The sequence below is a fragment of the Sporomusa termitida genome (assembly GCF_007641255.1).
Taxonomy (GTDB): domain Bacteria; phylum Bacillota; class Negativicutes; order Sporomusales; family Sporomusaceae; genus Sporomusa; species Sporomusa termitida.
Window position 1 is genome coordinate 978,009 of record NZ_CP036259.1, and the last position, 16,050, is coordinate 994,058.

Genomic DNA, 16,050 nt, shown 5'->3' on the forward strand with positions numbered 1-16,050 from the left:
TTTTATGTCCAAAACTAAGGAGGCAATGAATCCAATGAAACCAAAAGAAGAAATACTTGACGTGCTCAACAATTCAGTATGTACGGAAAATTACTATAAGGTTTCGCCAATACCCGGCTTTCCGGTTATTACGGACGGTGTTCTTGTGCTGACCGAAGCGGCGGATTGTTATTGGCTCCTTGACGTTATCGGAAGCTATCAGAACAACACCAAGCTGGATAAGAATTTCCAGGTATGGACATTGAATGTCAATACCGAAAACAACAGTGCGGTTATTCGGGGGTACAACGATACAACGCTTATTGTTACGCAACAGATACCCTGCACCGACTTCCCGCCCGAAGAAGTAAAGCTATACCTGATTGACGGAGTTATCCTGCTTCCTTCTGAATATTGATTTTCTCCAACGCCTTGCCTAATCGGGAGGCGTTATTTTATTGGAAAAAACACTTTAACAAAAAAACGGAGAGAGGATGAGCCTTATGTATGAAAAGACCAGACAACAAGTGTATGGCGTACTCGAAAAATATGACAAGAGTTACAGTATCAGCAGCATGAATGCTAACCTGCAAGCTTGGCAAAACAACAAGGGGTGGCTTGCAGACCTTTTGCGCCGTCACCCGAACTGGAACGAGGAAGCTCTGGCCGTTGTACTTGAGGTTACACACAGCCGGGAAATCGACAAGTCTATCGTTAACTTGTATAAATACGAACTCAGCAAGTTAATTACCGAACTGGAGGTGCCGGAAGATGATCGGACTAAGTTCGTCTTATCGCTTGACGCCATTGCTTTTACCTATGCCAAAACCCTCCCCGGCGCAGAAACGGCAGCGATTGTGAAAAAGCATTGCGGGATTACTTGTTCGGTCGGACAGAAAACCAGCCGCATTATCAATGCGATATGCAAAAAGTATGGTGTAGACAAACACCCGGAATATAACGCGCGGTTCGCAAAATTAGCAGATGCATTAAATCCCCTGTTGAGTAAGCGTACTGCGCTTTTGTCTATTCATCCTTGTGATTACCTGGAAATGTCCAACCGCAAGAATAGCTGGAGTTCCTGCCATTGTCTGGACGGCGGCGAATATCACGGCGGAACGTTGTCTTATATGAACGACGAATGCAGCATGGTTTTTTACACGGTAGATGATGACGTGACCGAGGCGTTTCATACGGTTCCCAAACGTACACGTCAGATATTTTGTTTTCACAGCGGAATTCTGATGCAATCCCGATTGTATCCTCAGACAGATGATGAGGATACCCGTGAGATGTACCGCAATATCGTCCAACAGATTATTGCGGACTGCCTGATGGTCCCGAATCTGTGGACGATGAAACGGGAGCAGGAAGAGGTCAGCCGCCGAGTCGGTACGCATGAGAATGCTTTGCATTATCGGGATTATGAATACGAGTGCTATAAGGCGAACATCTCTTTGTTAAAGAACGCAAACGTAGGCGAGGATGATTCCCTGCGCATCGGGCATACCGCCTACTGCATCGACTGCTCTGAGGCCATTTACGATAGCAACAGTCTCTACTGCGACCGCTGCTCCGATGACGGTTACATTATCTGTTACGACTGCGATCACCGCGTTCATGAAGATGATGCCCGTTATGTTAATGGACATTGGTATTGCGAGGAGTGCTGCTCCTACTGCGAGCATTGCCACGAATATACAACCGGCGAAATGACCGAAGTTCACGGCCGTCAGGACTATTCGTATTATGTGTGTCAGGATTGTCTGGATAATTACTATCAGTGTGAGAACTGCGGGGACTACTTTGATGAAGATAAAGGTCAGCAACTTGACGACGGCTTCTGCTGCGACGATTGTCTGGAGACAAATTATTCTGTCTGCGACAGTTGCGGTGAATATATGCGTACCGATGACGCGGAGGAAGTTGACGGCCAATACTACTGTGAAAATTGTGCCGGGGATATCCGCTCTGAAATGGAAGAAGCCGCCGACTGGTCGGCAGCTTCATGAGGGAGGATACAGAAATGTTGACCTTTGAAGAGATTATAAGAAAACCGCAGCATGCGTTAAAAAAGATGCTTATGTCCGAACTGACCCGCATGGGGTACAGAACCCGGACGAAGAAGGGCTTTATCTATGCCAAGGGCAGTTTACCGGTCCTGTTGGTTGCCCATTTGGACACAGTTCACAAAGAACCTGTGAAAACGGTCTGCTACTCTGCGGTTAGCGGTATTGTGATGTCACCGGAAGGGATCGGCGGCGATGACCGTGCCGGCGTATATATGATTCTGCAAATCATCAAGAAATACCGCTGCCACGTCTTATTCTGCGAGGATGAGGAGATAGGCGGTATCGGGGCGCATAAGTTCGTCGGAAGTGATATAAAACCGGCGGTCAATTATATCGTAGAGCTTGACAGGCGCGGTTCCGACGATGCGGTGTTCTACGACTGCGATAATCCGGCGTTTACGAAATTTGTGACAGGCTTTGGGTTCAAGGAGGAATTTGGGAGCTTCAGTGATATCTCGGTCATAGCGCCTGCCTTGCAAGTAGCGGCGGTTAACATCAGCGCCGGATACTATTGCGAACATTCAAGGCATGAATATGTGAATTTACCAGTTATGGAGAAAAACATAGAACGGGTCGGCAACATGCTTTCCACGCCATCAGAAAAGTTCGAGTACATTGAAGCTGTCTCTTTCCGCCGCAGTTTGTGGGGCGGGAGCTATTACGAGGATATGCTTGATTTTGAGCGATATTACCGTGGCGTAAATGAAAGCGAAATCAAAACACTTATGCTGCTGCCGGATACGGCTTACGTTATCCAGGCAAACGGCGATATGGAAGAATGTGATGAACAATATTTAGTAGACAGCACAGGACATGTTTATGAGTACCTTTACGATCTTGATGTGGCGGTTGCGATGAATGATTGTGAAGCTCGTTCGGAAAATGGTATGCCAGTCAGGTTTAAGGAACAGGACGCTATCGAGGTTGAGGTTGTTCCGGTGGAATTTGTTTTCGATGCCTATGAAGATTTAGGCTAATTAAGGTTATTAAATCGTTGGGGCAATTTGATGATTGTAGTAAGTAGTGAGACTGATTCGATTAAAATCCCAATAGGGTTGCCATAAAAAATGGTACATGCCAAAAATCCAAAAACAACTCTATTGGGACACTTTTCCAATGTGCCGTTAGGCTACAGTCTAATGGCATATTTTTATGGGGGAATCTGAATGAAGATCGGCTATATACGAGTAAGCACAACAGAGCAAAACACTATTCGCCAGGAGGTTTTATTAAAAGAGCTGGGTGTGGATGAGCTTTTTATCGACAAGGCCAGCGGCAAAAACACCGACAGACCGGAGCTTAAACGGCTGCTCACCTATGTCCGGCATGGTGATACTGTCATCGTTGAGTCGATAAGTCGTTTCGCCCGTAACACGCGTGATTTACTGGAACTCATTGAACAACTGACGGCCAAGCATGTCGAGTTTATATCCAAGAAAGAGGCTATTGATACGACAACACCGACCGGAAAGTTTATGTTGACTATATTTGGCGCTGTAGCGGAATTGGAACGCGAGTATATCTTACAGCGTCAGCACGAGGGCATCGCCATTGCCAAAGAACAGGGAAAATACAAGGGGCGTAAGCCTATTGTACATCCGGAATTTAGTAAGATCGTGTCTAAATGGAAATCGGGCAGCATGACAGCGGTTGAAGCTATGCGCAAGCTAAACATGAAACCGTCTACGTTTTATAGGAAAGTAAAGAAAATATGATGCGCAAATTTACTGCCCAATCATATCTAATACATTCATGGCTGACAAAATCCAAATATGGTTGTCAGAACAAATATTGAAGAAAAGGAGCGGGAGCAGGAAGCCGGTTAAATTGCAGCAGCAGCCTGGTAGTTTGTCTTATGACAGGGATACCAGGCTGTTTTATTTATGGAGGGTTGCTTGAATGCACACGATCACGCAAAAGATGAATGAAATTGCCGGACTGGAAAACCAATACGGCTCGGTATTATTTCGGATGGGGCTTACTCAGTTAGTCGATGTTGGGGTTCGGCATCTGACTGATGATAATGTCGAGGCAAGTATCCGGCAGATCATAGCCGAAGGGGAAATAAACAAAGCGAACGGCGTTGTTACGATAATGACCCCGGAGTTTCAATGTCAAATCGTTCGCTGTGCCGCTGAACTTGCCAAGTTTAGCATTTGGGATTTGTTTGCTTATATTAAAAAATATGTTCCCATTTCCAATTAAAAAGTGAAATCCTGCGGCCGGGAGTGATAACTTCCGGCTGCATAACTATTAGACAGGGAAGGGGGTTTATGCTATGCGAGTAATGGCATACATACACAGCTTAAAAGACAAAGAGCATGACCGCCATGTATTAGGTGAAGCTACTATTATCAAAAGTATCGGAGACAATCTTTATCTTGCTGATTATAATGGCGTGAAATGCACCGCAATTTTCAATCCGTTTGTAGGACGGTATTATGTTGATGATATCTATGGTTTGCGTATGGCTGGTGAATGCTGATGCTGAACCAAACCAACCTTTCCGGCATGGCTGATGAAGAACTGCTCGCAGCCATCTTAGAAAAATCTGTTGTACAAGAATTGATGGCGCAATACGGCAGTGTTCAGCAGCTACTTTGGCAAGCGTCAAAACAAGAGCTGGAAGCAATCAAAGGAATTGGAACGGCTAAAGCCAGAAAAATTCAATGCTTGGCAGAAATCGCTAAGCGGATATACCGGGTTAATAATGAGTTACCGCCAGTGATCAAGACTCCCGGCGATGCTTTTAAGCGTATGGAGGATATGCAGTTTCTTGCAGTTGAACAGTTTCGGGTAATTTACCTGAACACGAAAAATGGCATTATTGCCGAAGAAGTAGTCGCCCAAGGCACAATTAACTCTACCATCGTAGGAGGCCGAGAACTCTTTCGCAAAGCAGTACGGTTATTGGCTGCTTCTATCATCTTGGTTCACAATCATCCCAGCGGTGATGCCCGGCCAAGCCAGGAAGATATTGATATTACTAGAAGATTGGTTGAGGCAGGTAAGTTGCTGGATATTACTATTCTTGACCATGTTATTATTGGTAAGGGAAAATTCGAGAGTTTAAAGGAACGAGGAGTATTATAATGAATAGTAATTATCAATATAAGAAGCTTATACCACATCTAAGATTGATAAGAAAATAAAGTTAATGCCCTATTGTTGCATCAACGCAATAGGGCATTTCTGATTTTCAATCCAAATTAGGGAAGGATTAAAACAATTAAAAAGCAATTAATAATCAAGATACATATTGAACGCGATGATGTTATTGAAGTACTGATAATCCAGGATATTTATCATGCTAAGAGGATGATTAATGATATCTTGGAGAATAAGGAGCTAGCTGAACAACTCGCTGAGGTGGTTAGACTATTTTGCTTGCAAGCCTTAGATACCTTGAGCGGAGAATATATTGAGCTAGAATAACTAAAGGGATTTGGTGAGATTCATTTAGAAAGATCGTGGATGCACATAACCCTGATATATTAATGCTATTAAACATAATATTTTTTTCATGAACACGAAAACAAGAACTAAGGCATAGATCCACAGGAGATCAGTCAAGATTTGTTGAATTTAATGCCATAAAAAAGAATTTTAATAAGATTGTGCCTTTTTAAAGAAAGGGAGGAAGCATGACTAGACTATCCCAGATTGAAAAAGGAATTTTTATGAAGCTATTCAATAGAGGTGGTTATGTTTTAAATTTTTCCACAAATGAATTTGATGTGTTTACATTGGAAAGTGTTGGGGTCCCTTTGTGCGAGATTTACAAACAATCCAAAGGGAAATCATTAATGACTTATATTGGCGAAGCTTCCGAGGATGATACTATTAAGTTGTTGAAAGATTTATTAGATTATTACGAAACTCATTACGAATACGAAATTGAAAACGATGATGAATATTCTAAAATATATAGCCGATGTAAAGATATAATGGAACGCATCTTATATAACAAAAATCCTCTTGCTTCAGCTGCTATTAGATTGAAGGAGAAATTTTCAAGTGAGTATCTTTCTGCCCAGATTGATTTAATGTTAAAAATGCAGTCTGAAAATCCAACAGAAGCAATCGGGAAAGCTAAGGAATTGATTGAAAGCTGTTGCAAAACCATTCTTGATGAAAAGGGAGTAGAATGGGACAAGAACTGGGATGTCGGGCAGTTGACTAGCGAGACAGTTAAGCTTCTGAAACTAATGCCCAGACATACCAGATACAGTGCCAGCATCAACTGAGATGAAAGCTATTTTGGGTAATTTGCGCGCGATAGCTACAAACTTGGCAGCGTTGCGCAACCCCTATGGTAGTGGTCATGGGAAAAGTGCTACATACAAAGGACTTGAAGAGCGACATGCTAAGCTTGCCGTTGGCAGCAGTATAACGTTTGTTAATTTCCTTTGGGATACTCATGAAAGGAGGGATATTTGAAATCATGAACCGAATTAGTGAAATAACAAAACGCGATATTCTCGATTTGTTTAAAAACGGGATTGATATACCCGATCTTTGGGATACGAAAAGAGTTACCTATAATTATTTCGGGCGGCTAGAAGAGATCGAATTTCTCAAGAGATTATATGATCTGAAAAATATGGCAAGCTTGGATTCAAGGTTGCCTGATGCAGAAGGTGATATCTGGCAACATACGGTAAACAATGATGATTACCCTTTTTGTTGGGTATTTGAAGATGTACGCTTCCAATTGCTAAACGGAAGCGATGAAATGTACTTAAAATTCATCTGTGAGATATTTCATCCAACAGTCAGATTTGAAAAAGGATATTGGAAAGAGTTTCTTACGGAGATAAACAGATTATTGCAAAATGATGCGTATGAACTTTATCCTTCAGTAAAAATATCTAATCGTGATGTCTATGGGTGGAGAATATTTCAACCAGAAGAAAACAAGATGTTTATTCCTTACTCCCAACGGAATGCAAAAGCAATAAAAGATAAGAAAATTGGCTTATCTATTACTCGTAGTGCGAGAAATCAGATTTATCAATTTTTAGAAAGATACAATGACATCTACCGAGAAACAGATGAAACAGGATGGCAGTATGACATATCAACAGGCGAAAAAGTTTTTAATGATATACGCCAGTTTTACATTCCTAGGTGTTACAATGATCAAAAACAGTATCTTGAAACTGGTAGTCTACAAGATTTTGTAAATCACAGTTCACCTTATTGCGTTCTGGATTCGATAGAGATTTTTGAAAAATATAACCATTCACACGAATTTGAAACGCAAATTAATACGATATTAAAGTTAAATGGTATTTCTTTAAAGTTAGATAACGGTAAAATCACAAGTACGTTGGATGTTCAAATAAAAAGCAGTACATTGGCACCAATTTAAGAAGCCGGACTTAAAGAGTTACTTCAAGAAGCCACTAAATATTACGACGAAGGTAATTTCAAAATTGCTGTTGAAAAACTTTGGGATGCTTTTGAAAGGCTAAAGACATATTACTCTCCAACTTTAGATAAGAAAAAATCCATAAATAAAATCATTTGGGATATGGGTAGCAACAAAAATCCCTATGTAGAGCTGTTTGAAAAAGAATTCCATGAGCTTACGGCGATTGGCAATAATTTTAGAATTCGTCACCATGAAACTACAAAAACAGATATTGAGGATAATAGGTACTATGATTATTTTTATAAACGCTGCCTATCATTAATTTCGGTTGCGATTAAATATTTGGATAATGGGAAAATGCTGTATTAAAATGAGGGTAATAGGAATTTTTCATATGTTGATAATGAGTTGCCAATACACGAAACTTAAGTGGCCATTATCCATAAACTGCTAGTAGGTGAGTAATTTTAGGAAGTTTGTTGAATCATAGTTTGGCTATAATGATATATTGAAACTTCAAACTAACTGCCAATTATTTATACTAGAGGTGTTTCTATGATTAAAGCAGAGTTTGGGATTATTGATAAAGTTGACTTTCATAAAGATTATTCAGAATATGAGCCGCAAAGATATCATTGTATTTATATTGATGACGATGTCTATATAAATGACTGGTGGGAGCGATTATCTACAATGAAAACGTATTTTCATTGTATGGATAGGCCTGAATTTGCTTTAGCCCGATGGGGTGTTACATTAATACCGCCTGAATCTTTGCCTATTTTCCTAGATATCGTTATAAGTGATCCTCGTATAGAAACGGATAGACATCTTTATGAATTAGCAAATAGGATTCGCGAAGCTATTGACGCAAACAAATTTATGATTCACTACGGACTATAAGTTAGAGTTGATTTTTTAAAAAATCTATTTTTATTCAGCTAACTTGTTTATGATAAACAGCCAACGGACGGATAAATTAGTGGAAGGGTTTTCCTCTTATATTATCGAAATAATAATTTTGTAAAACACAAAGCGAGTGAAGCCTGTAGCCAAAGAGTTCCAATTAAACTAGGAAGTGTTAACGTTGAATATTTTTTCGATTGGTAATGGAAGAGAGTATGAACTAACAAGAGAGAATTATATACAAAAAACACATAAACAATTCCCATTTTATCAAAATCCTAAGAGTTATAAAAAACCATATTTTGCAATTTGCCCAGCATGTAATAATCCAATTCAAATAATAAATTTGTTTGGAACACAATACGGGAAGAAAAAACAGGGAAACCTAATATGCATGGAAGACATTATCCGCGGAATGTAACAGGCTTACCGGTGTATAATCAAGTAAATTATAGTGTTTGTCCGTTACATAAACCTACGGCTTTCGGAATTACCCAAATTAGGGAGTGTGAACTTGTTAACGAGGAAATAAAGAAGTTGATTGAAGATAATAGGAGTCAACTTGCTTCAAATATTAGAGATATAACGGGAATTCTTTTGAAAAATGAAAGGATCTATCAAATGATAGATGAGTATATAGTTGCTAAGGATTACTGCTATACGCATACCAATAAATATAATATTCCATATAGCGTATTATACACAAGAAAAGCTATTGAGTTATTCGGGCAAAGGATTGATTCATCGGAGTTAGGGAATCGAATTCACTTGGCTATAAAGGAAAGAAGCGGGAAGTTTGACGTGGAAGAGGGACGTATTGTAAAAAAAGTAGAGGAATTTGTTTCGTTGCATTTGTTAGTTTCAAATCATAGGATTAGAGGTAGTAAACAGTATATGACAATATGCATTGGGGAAAAGAATGGTCATGAGGATACTCATTGTATAATTCAAGAAGAAATAGAAATGAAACAATACATTTACCGATTAAAAAATTATGTAGAGTAAATAAGCCGCCAATCCTAAATTTAGGATTGGCGGCTTTAGTTATCCATTGCAAGGATACGCTGTGTGCATCTTCATGTTTGCCAATAACGGGACGGGTGCTTAGGACAATCTAAAATGCCTTTAGCCATTACAAAAGTAACATCGAAGATAACTACCTAAGGTTGTGGGGCGCTGAATACGGAACTGTGTAAATGGCATCGATACTACATATAACGAGTAGGATGGCGGTTAGTCACCGCCTCCTGCTCGATTTTAACGGAAGGGCTGTTTTTAATTTAATCAATTCTTTGCCTCAACTCCAAATTAAAAAATAATTTGGAGGAGGTCAGACTATGAATGATATTAAAATCAGTTTGGACCACATGCGGTATAGCTCAAAGCCCGATAAATGGGAGGCAAAAGAGATACACAGTAGGATTGGAAGAAAAGTTAAACAGTTGGATCGAAAGTACATTAGAAGTTATATTGAAAGTATAGGCCAGTATGGTCAAACCTTTTGCCCAGCAACGTTTAAAAATGGTGAGAATAGAAAAGAGAATTTTGAACAAATGCAACTGCTGGTATTAGATTTTAACAATAATAACGCCAATAGAATCATCTCATGGAAACAAGTTAAAGAGAAAGCTGACAACTATAATCTACCGATCTCATTTGCTTACCATACATTTTCTTCTACTAAAGACCATGAGAGATTCAGAATTGGTTTCTTAAACAATGCTGTTGTCAACGCCGGATTAAAAATGACCGAATCGCCGGTTGAAAAATGACCCACTCGCCGGAAGTAAAAACGCCGGAGCCCGTAACCGCCGATCAAGATATCGTCGGTTTGTCCGCTGCATGGATGTCAGCCGGTGGCACCGTTTTTACGCCGGTCTTCAATCTATCCCTGAGTCTATAAGTGTCTCCGCGAATGTTGATGACATGGGCATGATGCAGTAACCGGTCCAGCAAGGCCGTTGCAATTACGGTGTCGCTCATTAATTCGCCCCAGTCGCTAAAGAACTTGTTGCTAGTAAGTATTATGCTGCCCTTCTCGTAGCGTGAGCAGATTAGCTGGAACATTAACTCCGCTGCCTCGCGGTCGAGCTGCGCATACCCAACCTCATCAATGATCAGTATGGCTGGCCTTGTGTAGACCCTCCATCGCCGGTCCAGTTTACCGGTCAGCATGGCTTTTTTCAAATCAGCAATGAGCTGAGCCAAGCTGACGAAATATACTGTGAGGCCTGCTCTGAGCGCCTCAACCGCCAGGCCAACGGCAAGATGGGTCTTACCCACACCAGGCGGACCGAGAAACACTACATTTTCTCGCCGTGCCGCAAAGGCTAGTGTTGCCAGTTCTTTCATTTGTCTGCTATCTATGCCTGGCTGAAAGTTGAAATCGAAATCATCCAGTGTTTTACGGTGCGGAAGACGAGATAATTTCATCCTTGTTTCTTCGCTGCGCCGTTTACGCTCGGCGTTCTCTACTTCGAGAAGCCCTCCGAGGAATGATAAATAAGTTAGTTCACTGTGAGCCGCAGCCTCAAGCCGTGCATCCAGCAGCTCAGATGCCGTGCTAAGTCCCAGTTCTTTTAAAAGGTCACGGGTGTGTTCCAGTTCTATCATCAGATCACCCCGGCAACCCTGTCATACAAGCTGAGCGGCCTGATTTCAACCGTCGGGTTGTCCGTCTGCTTCGCATACGAAAACGGGGCTGCCATCCCATTTCTTTCTGCCAATCCTTCATACTGGCCTTTGAGCCAGACGATTCTGCCCGATGTATATACCACTTTATGATGGGCGATTCTCACTTCGCCGTCATAAGCCTCAAATTTGTCACCGGAAATTCGCACTCTGACTTCACGTCCGCTATACTGCCAAGGTACGCCGTATTTAGCTCCATCAAAGCTGACAAAACCATCGCGCGTCACTTTTCGCAGTTCCCAGCGATAGTTATCGCGAACCGCTTTATCCGGTAGAGGCAGGAGCGGCTCCTTCTGTAAAGCATGAAGTGGTATTTCGCCCGTAGTACCATGTGGTTTGCTATCCACTTTACGGCACCACTCCAGTGCCTGAAGATTCAGGTCGTCAACATCCAGAAACTGTCTGCCTGGAAGGAAGTTGTTTTTTACATAGTCCACAAGCCGTTCTACCTTACCTTTAGTCTGAGGCCTTCTCGGCCGACAAACTTTTGGTAGGAAGCCCATATCGGCGGCAAAATCCTCAAAGCGCTTATTCCAGAGCGGCTTGCCGGCCTCGCTGCCATCAATGACTGTCTTCATCCTGTCAGTGAGAACAACCTGGGGAACACCGCCGAAATATTCGAAGGCGTTTACCATGCAGCGAAGCAGGCTGTAGAAATCGCAGCGTTTCGTGAACTCCACATACTTACTTCTTGAGCTACCCATGATCATCACGAATACCGGCGTTTTATGAACGATGCCATGCTCATCCAGGTAGTGAGTGATGCCCCAGTCCATCTGAGCCTGTTTACCGGGAGGGGTTTCATATCGCCTTACCGCCGGTGAATTCCTTGCTGGACGCATGTCCTTCACATAGTCCTTAAGGATGGTAATGCCGCCTGTATAACCAAGGTTTTGTAGGTGTTCATAGATTACTACACAGTTGAATATGCCGTTTTGTACCATTTCGTCGATTATGGACTTAAATGGATCGAGTTTAGAAGGCCTTGTCCGACCTTTCAGCCGGTGCTGTCCTGTATCACCGGCAGCATATTTCTTTGCCGTATTTTTCGATATACCTAATTCTTTGCCAATTGTATACGGGGATTGACCCGCCAAAGCTTTTTGCCGTATCATAAGTATTAGCCCACTCCTTAACATTTGCTACCTCCTGGTGATCTTGTCAATCCCCATGGTAGCTTATGATTTTGGTGTGGGTCAATTTCTTTTCGGCTCTATGGGTCAATTATATCCCGGCGGTGACACTGTTGTTAATTATGCGAAAGTAGCAGAGATCATGTTGGATGCACTGTTAACAATATTTCCTGAAGCAGATATAACTTCTAAAGATATTTCACAAATGTACTATGGAGGAAAAAAACTAATATACTTCGATGAAGCCATTCCAATGATCAACATTGATTCATTAATCAGTAATATGAGTTTGTATTTGTATGATCGTTATGGAAAAAAGCATTACAAAGATAAAATATATAATTTTTTGATCGTACAGGACTTGCATTAACTAATCAGAAGATGCTTGATGTTTCTGTAGTAGAAGAACTGGAAGAATTTGATCATAATAGAAATGGTACTTTATCACCAAATACTTTATATATAATAGGATCTGGTGATAAATCCCCAAAATATAAATTATATTACAAGATCGTTGTTAATAACTGCATCAATAGTAATGATCATAATACTATCAATAACTCATCCTCATGCAAGAAAAAAACAAAGATACATTTACCATATCGATCATCTGATCTAAATAAGATTAGTTCAGTCTGTCAATTGTTCAAGGAATTTGAAGATGGTAAACGAAGACTGGATCAAGATGAATTGTCTGGATTAGCAACCAATTTGATTCAGATTGAATCAGGCTCAACAAGATTTATGGATATTCTCAGGACACATTTTTATTTCGATGATAATATTAAGAAATATTCTGATTGGAATTATTATCTGAACTATTTTAAGAAAAAGGGCTGTAAATCTTCTTCATGTGATAATTATTGTCCTCATAAAAATCAATGTAATCATGCAGGAGATATTCTATCTACTACAAAACCGGAACGTCATACAATAATAAAGTTAGCTAACTGTAAAGAACAACTATATCATAGAGGTGAAGCAGCGGAAGATTTCGCTCAGAAACTTAAGACGGCATTCGAAACGGATGATAATAAAATTCATATCCTTAATGCCCCCACAGCCCTGGGAAAGAGTACGTCAATTTTAGAGTATATGGAAAAACCAAATCTGAGAATTTTGATTGCATTTCCGACAAATGACCTGAAAAATCAATTATATGCAAAAGCGATAGGTAGAGGTATTAAAGCGGTAAAAACTCCTTCTTTGCTTGAAGTAAAAGATAAATTACCCTCAAATATTTGGAATCACATTGAGAGTTTATATCAGATTGGAAAACATCATGCAGTATTCGATTATATCAAAGAGGTAATAGCAAAGAGAGATGTTGACAAACGCTGTTCAGATATATTAAAAGAGTATCTAAAAGATCTGACTAAATTTTATACCTCAGATTGTCATGTTTTTACTACTCACAGCCGATTACTTACTATTGATTATTGGGAGTTAAAAAAATATGATGCGATAATCATTGACGAAGATATCATCTTGAATTGCATGATACGGAATCAAGTCGAAATACCGATTTCAAAGTTAGAAAAGGTACTGGATGAAATTGATTCCAACAGTAAACTAGCAAAAAAAATAATAGCGGCAGTCGAAGCTGCCAAAACAAAATCATGGTTCACCCTGTCAAATATTGTATATGATAACGCATACGACGGTATATCAACCCCCATTGATATACCGTCGCTTTGTCACGCTGAAAAAATTTATTTTAAAAACAAATTTGATGAAAATAATTTATTTGAGAGTAATTGTCATGAGGACAGTATTGTTTTTTTCAAACCATTGAGATTAAAAAATAATATAAAATACATCATGTTATCGGCGACTGTAAATCAAAAAATCTGCAATTATTATTTCGGAGCGAACAGAGTGAAGTTCTATAACTGCAAAAAGGCTGAGTATGTAGGCACACTTAATCAATATTATAAAAACACAATGAGCCGATCAGACATAGACAAGAATCTCGGTATTGTTGATAAGATAAAAAAATTTACTGATTTTGTAGACACTATTACTTTTAAAAAATATGGCAAGGGAAATTATCATTATGGAAAAACAACCGGAATTGATACATTGAAAGGCAAAAATATAGATGCTATAGGAACACCTCATCAGCCCGTGTGGATTTATAAGTTGTTTGCCCACACGATGGGATTTAATTTTGATGAAAATGCCAAGTTGAAGTATCAGGTAGTAAGGCATAACGAGTTCGGATTTTGGTTTATGACCTTCGATAATGATAGTGAATTGTTGCGAAACATACAATTTTGGATGATCGAATCTGAGTTAGAACAAGCTGTCGGTAGAGCAAGGCTATTGAGAGAGGATTGTACTGTTAATGTGTTCTCAAATTTCCCGCTCAGCCAGGCGGTTATGAAGGAAGCCGAATACAAATAATTGATGCTTGTTTCATTATCAGGGTGATTCTTTTTATCGCTAATAGTAAGTGGTTTTATATAATGTTAATTATTTTATTTGTGATATACTTAATAATGAGGTGATTATATGGAATTTTTGGATATCTTGAATAAAATAGTGAAATATGCACCTATTTTTATAACGATCATAGGTGGGGTGTGGGCAAGTTATAAATTTAATAAACAGCATGAGTTTAATAAAAAATTGCTAGTGCAAAAGTCAGAATTAGATAAGAGCTTAAAGGAATATGAACAGCAATTTACTATTTCATTAGAAGGATATAAAGGTCAATTACAAGAGTTGTCAGAGAAACAAAAACATCAGAATCAACGCCGTTTGGCAGATTTTAATTTATATGCTGCTAAGAAGCATGAACGTAGCATTGAACTTTATGAGAAATTGTGTCATGCCAAAAATAAGGTGCTTTGGCGAAATAGTCCATTAAGGCAGTTACCAGCATTTACAGATTATAATCGTGAAGATATGGTAGAATTCCTTGAAAAATATAATTTAACTAGAGCATACCGATTTTTTGGAGCAACCTGAGTATAGCTTTTTAGGAACGTCATGTACAGCAATAAATCAATTTTTATATCTTCTTATAAAAGATGAGTTAAGCGAAATAACGGGTAACTTTGCATTGCCGTATTTATGCAAAAACATAGCAACTGGCGAGTTTGGAGTTGACTACAATTTTAGCATTGAATATACGAAGGAGCTTGTGCGAAATGACTCTAACAGCGTATTAGCACCCTCTTTTTTTGACACATATGTTGGCATATGGTCTTGTTTTGAGGATGCTATAATTTCAATAACTAAAAAAGATGAGATTTTAATAAACAACGAGCTTGTGAACAGCAACTTTAAAAAGTATAAAAAATTTATTAAAAAAATTCTTTTTACTGATGTCGAAAATGATTTGTTGTCAGATAGGATTGATACAATTTTGGATCAAAAAAGAGAAGAGATCATAAAAGAGAATCCTATTTATATTTCTTTTCCCGACAGAATGAATTATCTGTTTAAGAAAATAAAAGAACAATATAGACGTGATATAAAACAAGATAAAAATACCCTGCTTTTTTTAGGAGCACTTAGAAATACTGTACATAACAACGGGCGGCACTTAAAAAAAGATATGGAGATTAAGTTGGGTGACAAAGTGTTCCAGTTAAGAAAAGATGAGGGTGTTTATTTCGATCATCATATTGATTCCGTGATTTTAATTAATGAATTATTTGATATATATTGCGAAATATTACGATATGTTACTCAACAGAAAATTATTGAATCTAACGAACTATTAGAGTAGGGTATAATGCTCCGCTCCGATTATTTTCGGCATTTGATCAAGCGGTAAATCAAAAAAGTGTGCTTATTAAGGTGATTCCTTGATTTTTTTATGGGAAACTATTCGATGTGCGGGCGGATATAAAATACTTCTGTGATGTTCTGCTTGCTGAAA

21 protein-coding genes are annotated in these 16,050 nt (G+C 39.3%); 19 read left to right on the plus strand and 2 right to left on the minus strand.

The window, feature by feature from the left end:
- Nucleotides 1–34: 34 nt before the first annotated feature.
- From SPTER_RS04390 to SPTER_RS04445, 15 genes are all read left to right on the plus strand, one after another.
- Nucleotides 35–397, plus strand: coding sequence for a DUF6876 family protein (locus tag SPTER_RS04390; RefSeq protein ID WP_144349225.1), 363 nt, complete (start codon nucleotides 35–37; stop codon nucleotides 395–397).
- 85 nt (nucleotides 398–482) lie between these two features.
- A complete protein-coding gene (locus SPTER_RS04395) occupies nucleotides 483–1,991 on the plus strand; it encodes a hypothetical protein (RefSeq protein WP_144349226.1) in 1,509 nt (502 codons plus the stop codon).
- A gap of 14 nt (nucleotides 1,992–2,005) precedes the next feature.
- Entirely contained in the window at nucleotides 2,006–3,028 is a 1,023-nt protein-coding gene (locus SPTER_RS04400; protein ID WP_211367460.1) for a zinc-binding metallopeptidase family protein, read from the plus strand.
- Nucleotides 3,029–3,217: 189 nt separating this feature from the next.
- On the plus strand, nucleotides 3,218–3,766 hold the full coding sequence (locus SPTER_RS04405) for a recombinase family protein (RefSeq protein WP_144349227.1): 549 nt from the start codon (nucleotides 3,218–3,220) through the stop codon (nucleotides 3,764–3,766).
- A gap of 184 nt (nucleotides 3,767–3,950) precedes the next feature.
- Entirely contained in the window at nucleotides 3,951–4,256 is a 306-nt protein-coding gene (locus SPTER_RS04410; RefSeq protein WP_144349228.1) for a hypothetical protein, read from the plus strand.
- 73 nt (nucleotides 4,257–4,329) lie between these two features.
- On the plus strand, nucleotides 4,330–4,536 hold the full coding sequence (locus SPTER_RS04415) for a hypothetical protein (RefSeq protein WP_144349229.1): 207 nt from the start codon (nucleotides 4,330–4,332) through the stop codon (nucleotides 4,534–4,536).
- The gene (radC, locus tag SPTER_RS04420; RefSeq protein WP_246105484.1) at nucleotides 4,530–5,144 is read left to right on the plus strand and encodes a RadC family protein; all 615 of its coding nucleotides are present in this window, start codon (nucleotides 4,530–4,532) and stop codon (nucleotides 5,142–5,144) included. Before SPTER_RS04415 ends, radC begins: the two co-directional genes overlap by 7 nt.
- A gap of 551 nt (nucleotides 5,145–5,695) precedes the next feature.
- Nucleotides 5,696–6,298, plus strand: a complete 603-nt coding sequence (locus SPTER_RS04425; protein ID WP_211367462.1) for a hypothetical protein — start codon at nucleotides 5,696–5,698, stop codon at nucleotides 6,296–6,298.
- A 1-nt stretch (nucleotide 6,299) separates the two neighbouring features.
- Nucleotides 6,300–6,491: an abortive infection family protein gene (locus SPTER_RS25840; protein WP_211367464.1), complete on the plus strand. Its 192-nt coding sequence runs from the start codon at nucleotides 6,300–6,302 to the stop codon at nucleotides 6,489–6,491.
- Between the two features lie 4 nt (nucleotides 6,492–6,495).
- A complete protein-coding gene (locus tag SPTER_RS04430; protein ID WP_211367466.1) occupies nucleotides 6,496–7,425 on the plus strand; it encodes an AbiJ-related protein in 930 nt (309 codons plus the stop codon).
- A gap of 162 nt (nucleotides 7,426–7,587) precedes the next feature.
- Nucleotides 7,588–7,797: a hypothetical protein gene (locus tag SPTER_RS25025; protein ID WP_211367468.1), complete on the plus strand. Its 210-nt coding sequence runs from the start codon at nucleotides 7,588–7,590 to the stop codon at nucleotides 7,795–7,797.
- Nucleotides 7,798–7,983: 186 nt separating this feature from the next.
- Complete coding sequence (locus SPTER_RS04435; RefSeq protein WP_170233140.1) at nucleotides 7,984–8,331, plus strand: hypothetical protein; 348 nt, start codon at nucleotides 7,984–7,986, stop codon at nucleotides 8,329–8,331.
- A gap of 184 nt (nucleotides 8,332–8,515) precedes the next feature.
- A complete protein-coding gene (locus SPTER_RS24540) occupies nucleotides 8,516–8,755 on the plus strand; it encodes a hypothetical protein (RefSeq protein WP_170233141.1) in 240 nt (79 codons plus the stop codon).
- Nucleotides 8,756–8,766: 11 nt separating this feature from the next.
- Complete coding sequence (locus SPTER_RS04440) at nucleotides 8,767–9,339, plus strand: hypothetical protein (RefSeq protein WP_170233142.1); 573 nt, start codon at nucleotides 8,767–8,769, stop codon at nucleotides 9,337–9,339.
- 332 nt (nucleotides 9,340–9,671) lie between these two features.
- On the plus strand, nucleotides 9,672–10,106 hold the full coding sequence (locus SPTER_RS04445) for a hypothetical protein (protein ID WP_144349232.1): 435 nt from the start codon (nucleotides 9,672–9,674) through the stop codon (nucleotides 10,104–10,106).
- A 43-nt stretch (nucleotides 10,107–10,149) separates the two neighbouring features.
- Here the strand turns inward: SPTER_RS04445 and istB are convergent, their stop codons facing one another.
- Both istB and istA read right to left on the minus strand, forming a co-directional pair.
- Complete coding sequence (gene istB / locus SPTER_RS04450) at nucleotides 10,150–10,947, minus strand: IS21-like element helper ATPase IstB (RefSeq protein WP_144349233.1); 798 nt, start codon at nucleotides 10,945–10,947, stop codon at nucleotides 10,150–10,152.
- Entirely contained in the window at nucleotides 10,947–12,164 is a 1,218-nt protein-coding gene (gene istA / locus SPTER_RS04455; protein WP_144349234.1) for an IS21 family transposase, read from the minus strand. The genes istB and istA overlap by 1 nt, the downstream gene beginning before the upstream one ends.
- Before the next feature lie 31 nt (nucleotides 12,165–12,195).
- Here istA and SPTER_RS04460 point away from each other — a divergent pair, with 31 nt between their 5' ends.
- From SPTER_RS04460 to SPTER_RS04475, 4 genes are all read left to right on the plus strand, one after another.
- On the plus strand, nucleotides 12,196–12,528 hold the full coding sequence (locus SPTER_RS04460; protein WP_144349235.1) for a hypothetical protein: 333 nt from the start codon (nucleotides 12,196–12,198) through the stop codon (nucleotides 12,526–12,528).
- A gap of 11 nt (nucleotides 12,529–12,539) precedes the next feature.
- Nucleotides 12,540–14,564: a hypothetical protein gene (locus SPTER_RS04465; RefSeq protein WP_144349236.1), complete on the plus strand. Its 2,025-nt coding sequence runs from the start codon at nucleotides 12,540–12,542 to the stop codon at nucleotides 14,562–14,564.
- 108 nt (nucleotides 14,565–14,672) lie between these two features.
- A complete protein-coding gene (locus tag SPTER_RS04470) occupies nucleotides 14,673–15,131 on the plus strand; it encodes a hypothetical protein (protein WP_144349237.1) in 459 nt (152 codons plus the stop codon).
- Entirely contained in the window at nucleotides 15,118–15,897 is a 780-nt protein-coding gene (locus tag SPTER_RS04475; RefSeq protein ID WP_144349238.1) for a hypothetical protein, read from the plus strand. Before SPTER_RS04470 ends, SPTER_RS04475 begins: the two co-directional genes overlap by 14 nt.
- Nucleotides 15,898–16,050 lie beyond the last annotated feature (153 nt).

Coding starts and splice junctions, on each gene's coding strand:
- SPTER_RS04390 (WP_144349225.1), top strand. CDS start 35: ATGAAACCAAAAGAAGAAATACTTGACGTGCTCAACAATTCAGTATGT.
- SPTER_RS04395 (WP_144349226.1), top strand. CDS start 483: ATGTATGAAAAGACCAGACAACAAGTGTATGGCGTACTCGAAAAATAT.
- SPTER_RS04400 (WP_211367460.1), top strand. CDS start 2,006: ATGTTGACCTTTGAAGAGATTATAAGAAAACCGCAGCATGCGTTAAAA.
- SPTER_RS04405 (WP_144349227.1), top strand. CDS start 3,218: ATGAAGATCGGCTATATACGAGTAAGCACAACAGAGCAAAACACTATT.
- SPTER_RS04410 (WP_144349228.1), top strand. CDS start 3,951: ATGCACACGATCACGCAAAAGATGAATGAAATTGCCGGACTGGAAAAC.
- SPTER_RS04415 (WP_144349229.1), top strand. CDS start 4,330: ATGCGAGTAATGGCATACATACACAGCTTAAAAGACAAAGAGCATGAC.
- radC (WP_246105484.1), top strand. CDS start 4,530: ATGCTGATGCTGAACCAAACCAACCTTTCCGGCATGGCTGATGAAGAA.
- SPTER_RS04425 (WP_211367462.1), top strand. CDS start 5,696: ATGACTAGACTATCCCAGATTGAAAAAGGAATTTTTATGAAGCTATTC.
- SPTER_RS25840 (WP_211367464.1), top strand. CDS start 6,300: ATGAAAGCTATTTTGGGTAATTTGCGCGCGATAGCTACAAACTTGGCA.
- SPTER_RS04430 (WP_211367466.1), top strand. CDS start 6,496: ATGAACCGAATTAGTGAAATAACAAAACGCGATATTCTCGATTTGTTT.
- SPTER_RS25025 (WP_211367468.1), top strand. CDS start 7,588: ATGGGTAGCAACAAAAATCCCTATGTAGAGCTGTTTGAAAAAGAATTC.
- SPTER_RS04435 (WP_170233140.1), top strand. CDS start 7,984: ATGATTAAAGCAGAGTTTGGGATTATTGATAAAGTTGACTTTCATAAA.
- SPTER_RS04445 (WP_144349232.1), top strand. CDS start 9,672: ATGAATGATATTAAAATCAGTTTGGACCACATGCGGTATAGCTCAAAG.
- istB (WP_144349233.1), bottom strand. CDS start 10,947: ATGATAGAACTGGAACACACCCGTGACCTTTTAAAAGAACTGGGACTT.
- istA (WP_144349234.1), bottom strand. CDS start 12,164: ATGTTAAGGAGTGGGCTAATACTTATGATACGGCAAAAAGCTTTGGCG.
- SPTER_RS04460 (WP_144349235.1), top strand. CDS start 12,196: ATGGTAGCTTATGATTTTGGTGTGGGTCAATTTCTTTTCGGCTCTATG.
- SPTER_RS04465 (WP_144349236.1), top strand. CDS start 12,540: ATGCTTGATGTTTCTGTAGTAGAAGAACTGGAAGAATTTGATCATAAT.
- SPTER_RS04470 (WP_144349237.1), top strand. CDS start 14,673: ATGGAATTTTTGGATATCTTGAATAAAATAGTGAAATATGCACCTATT.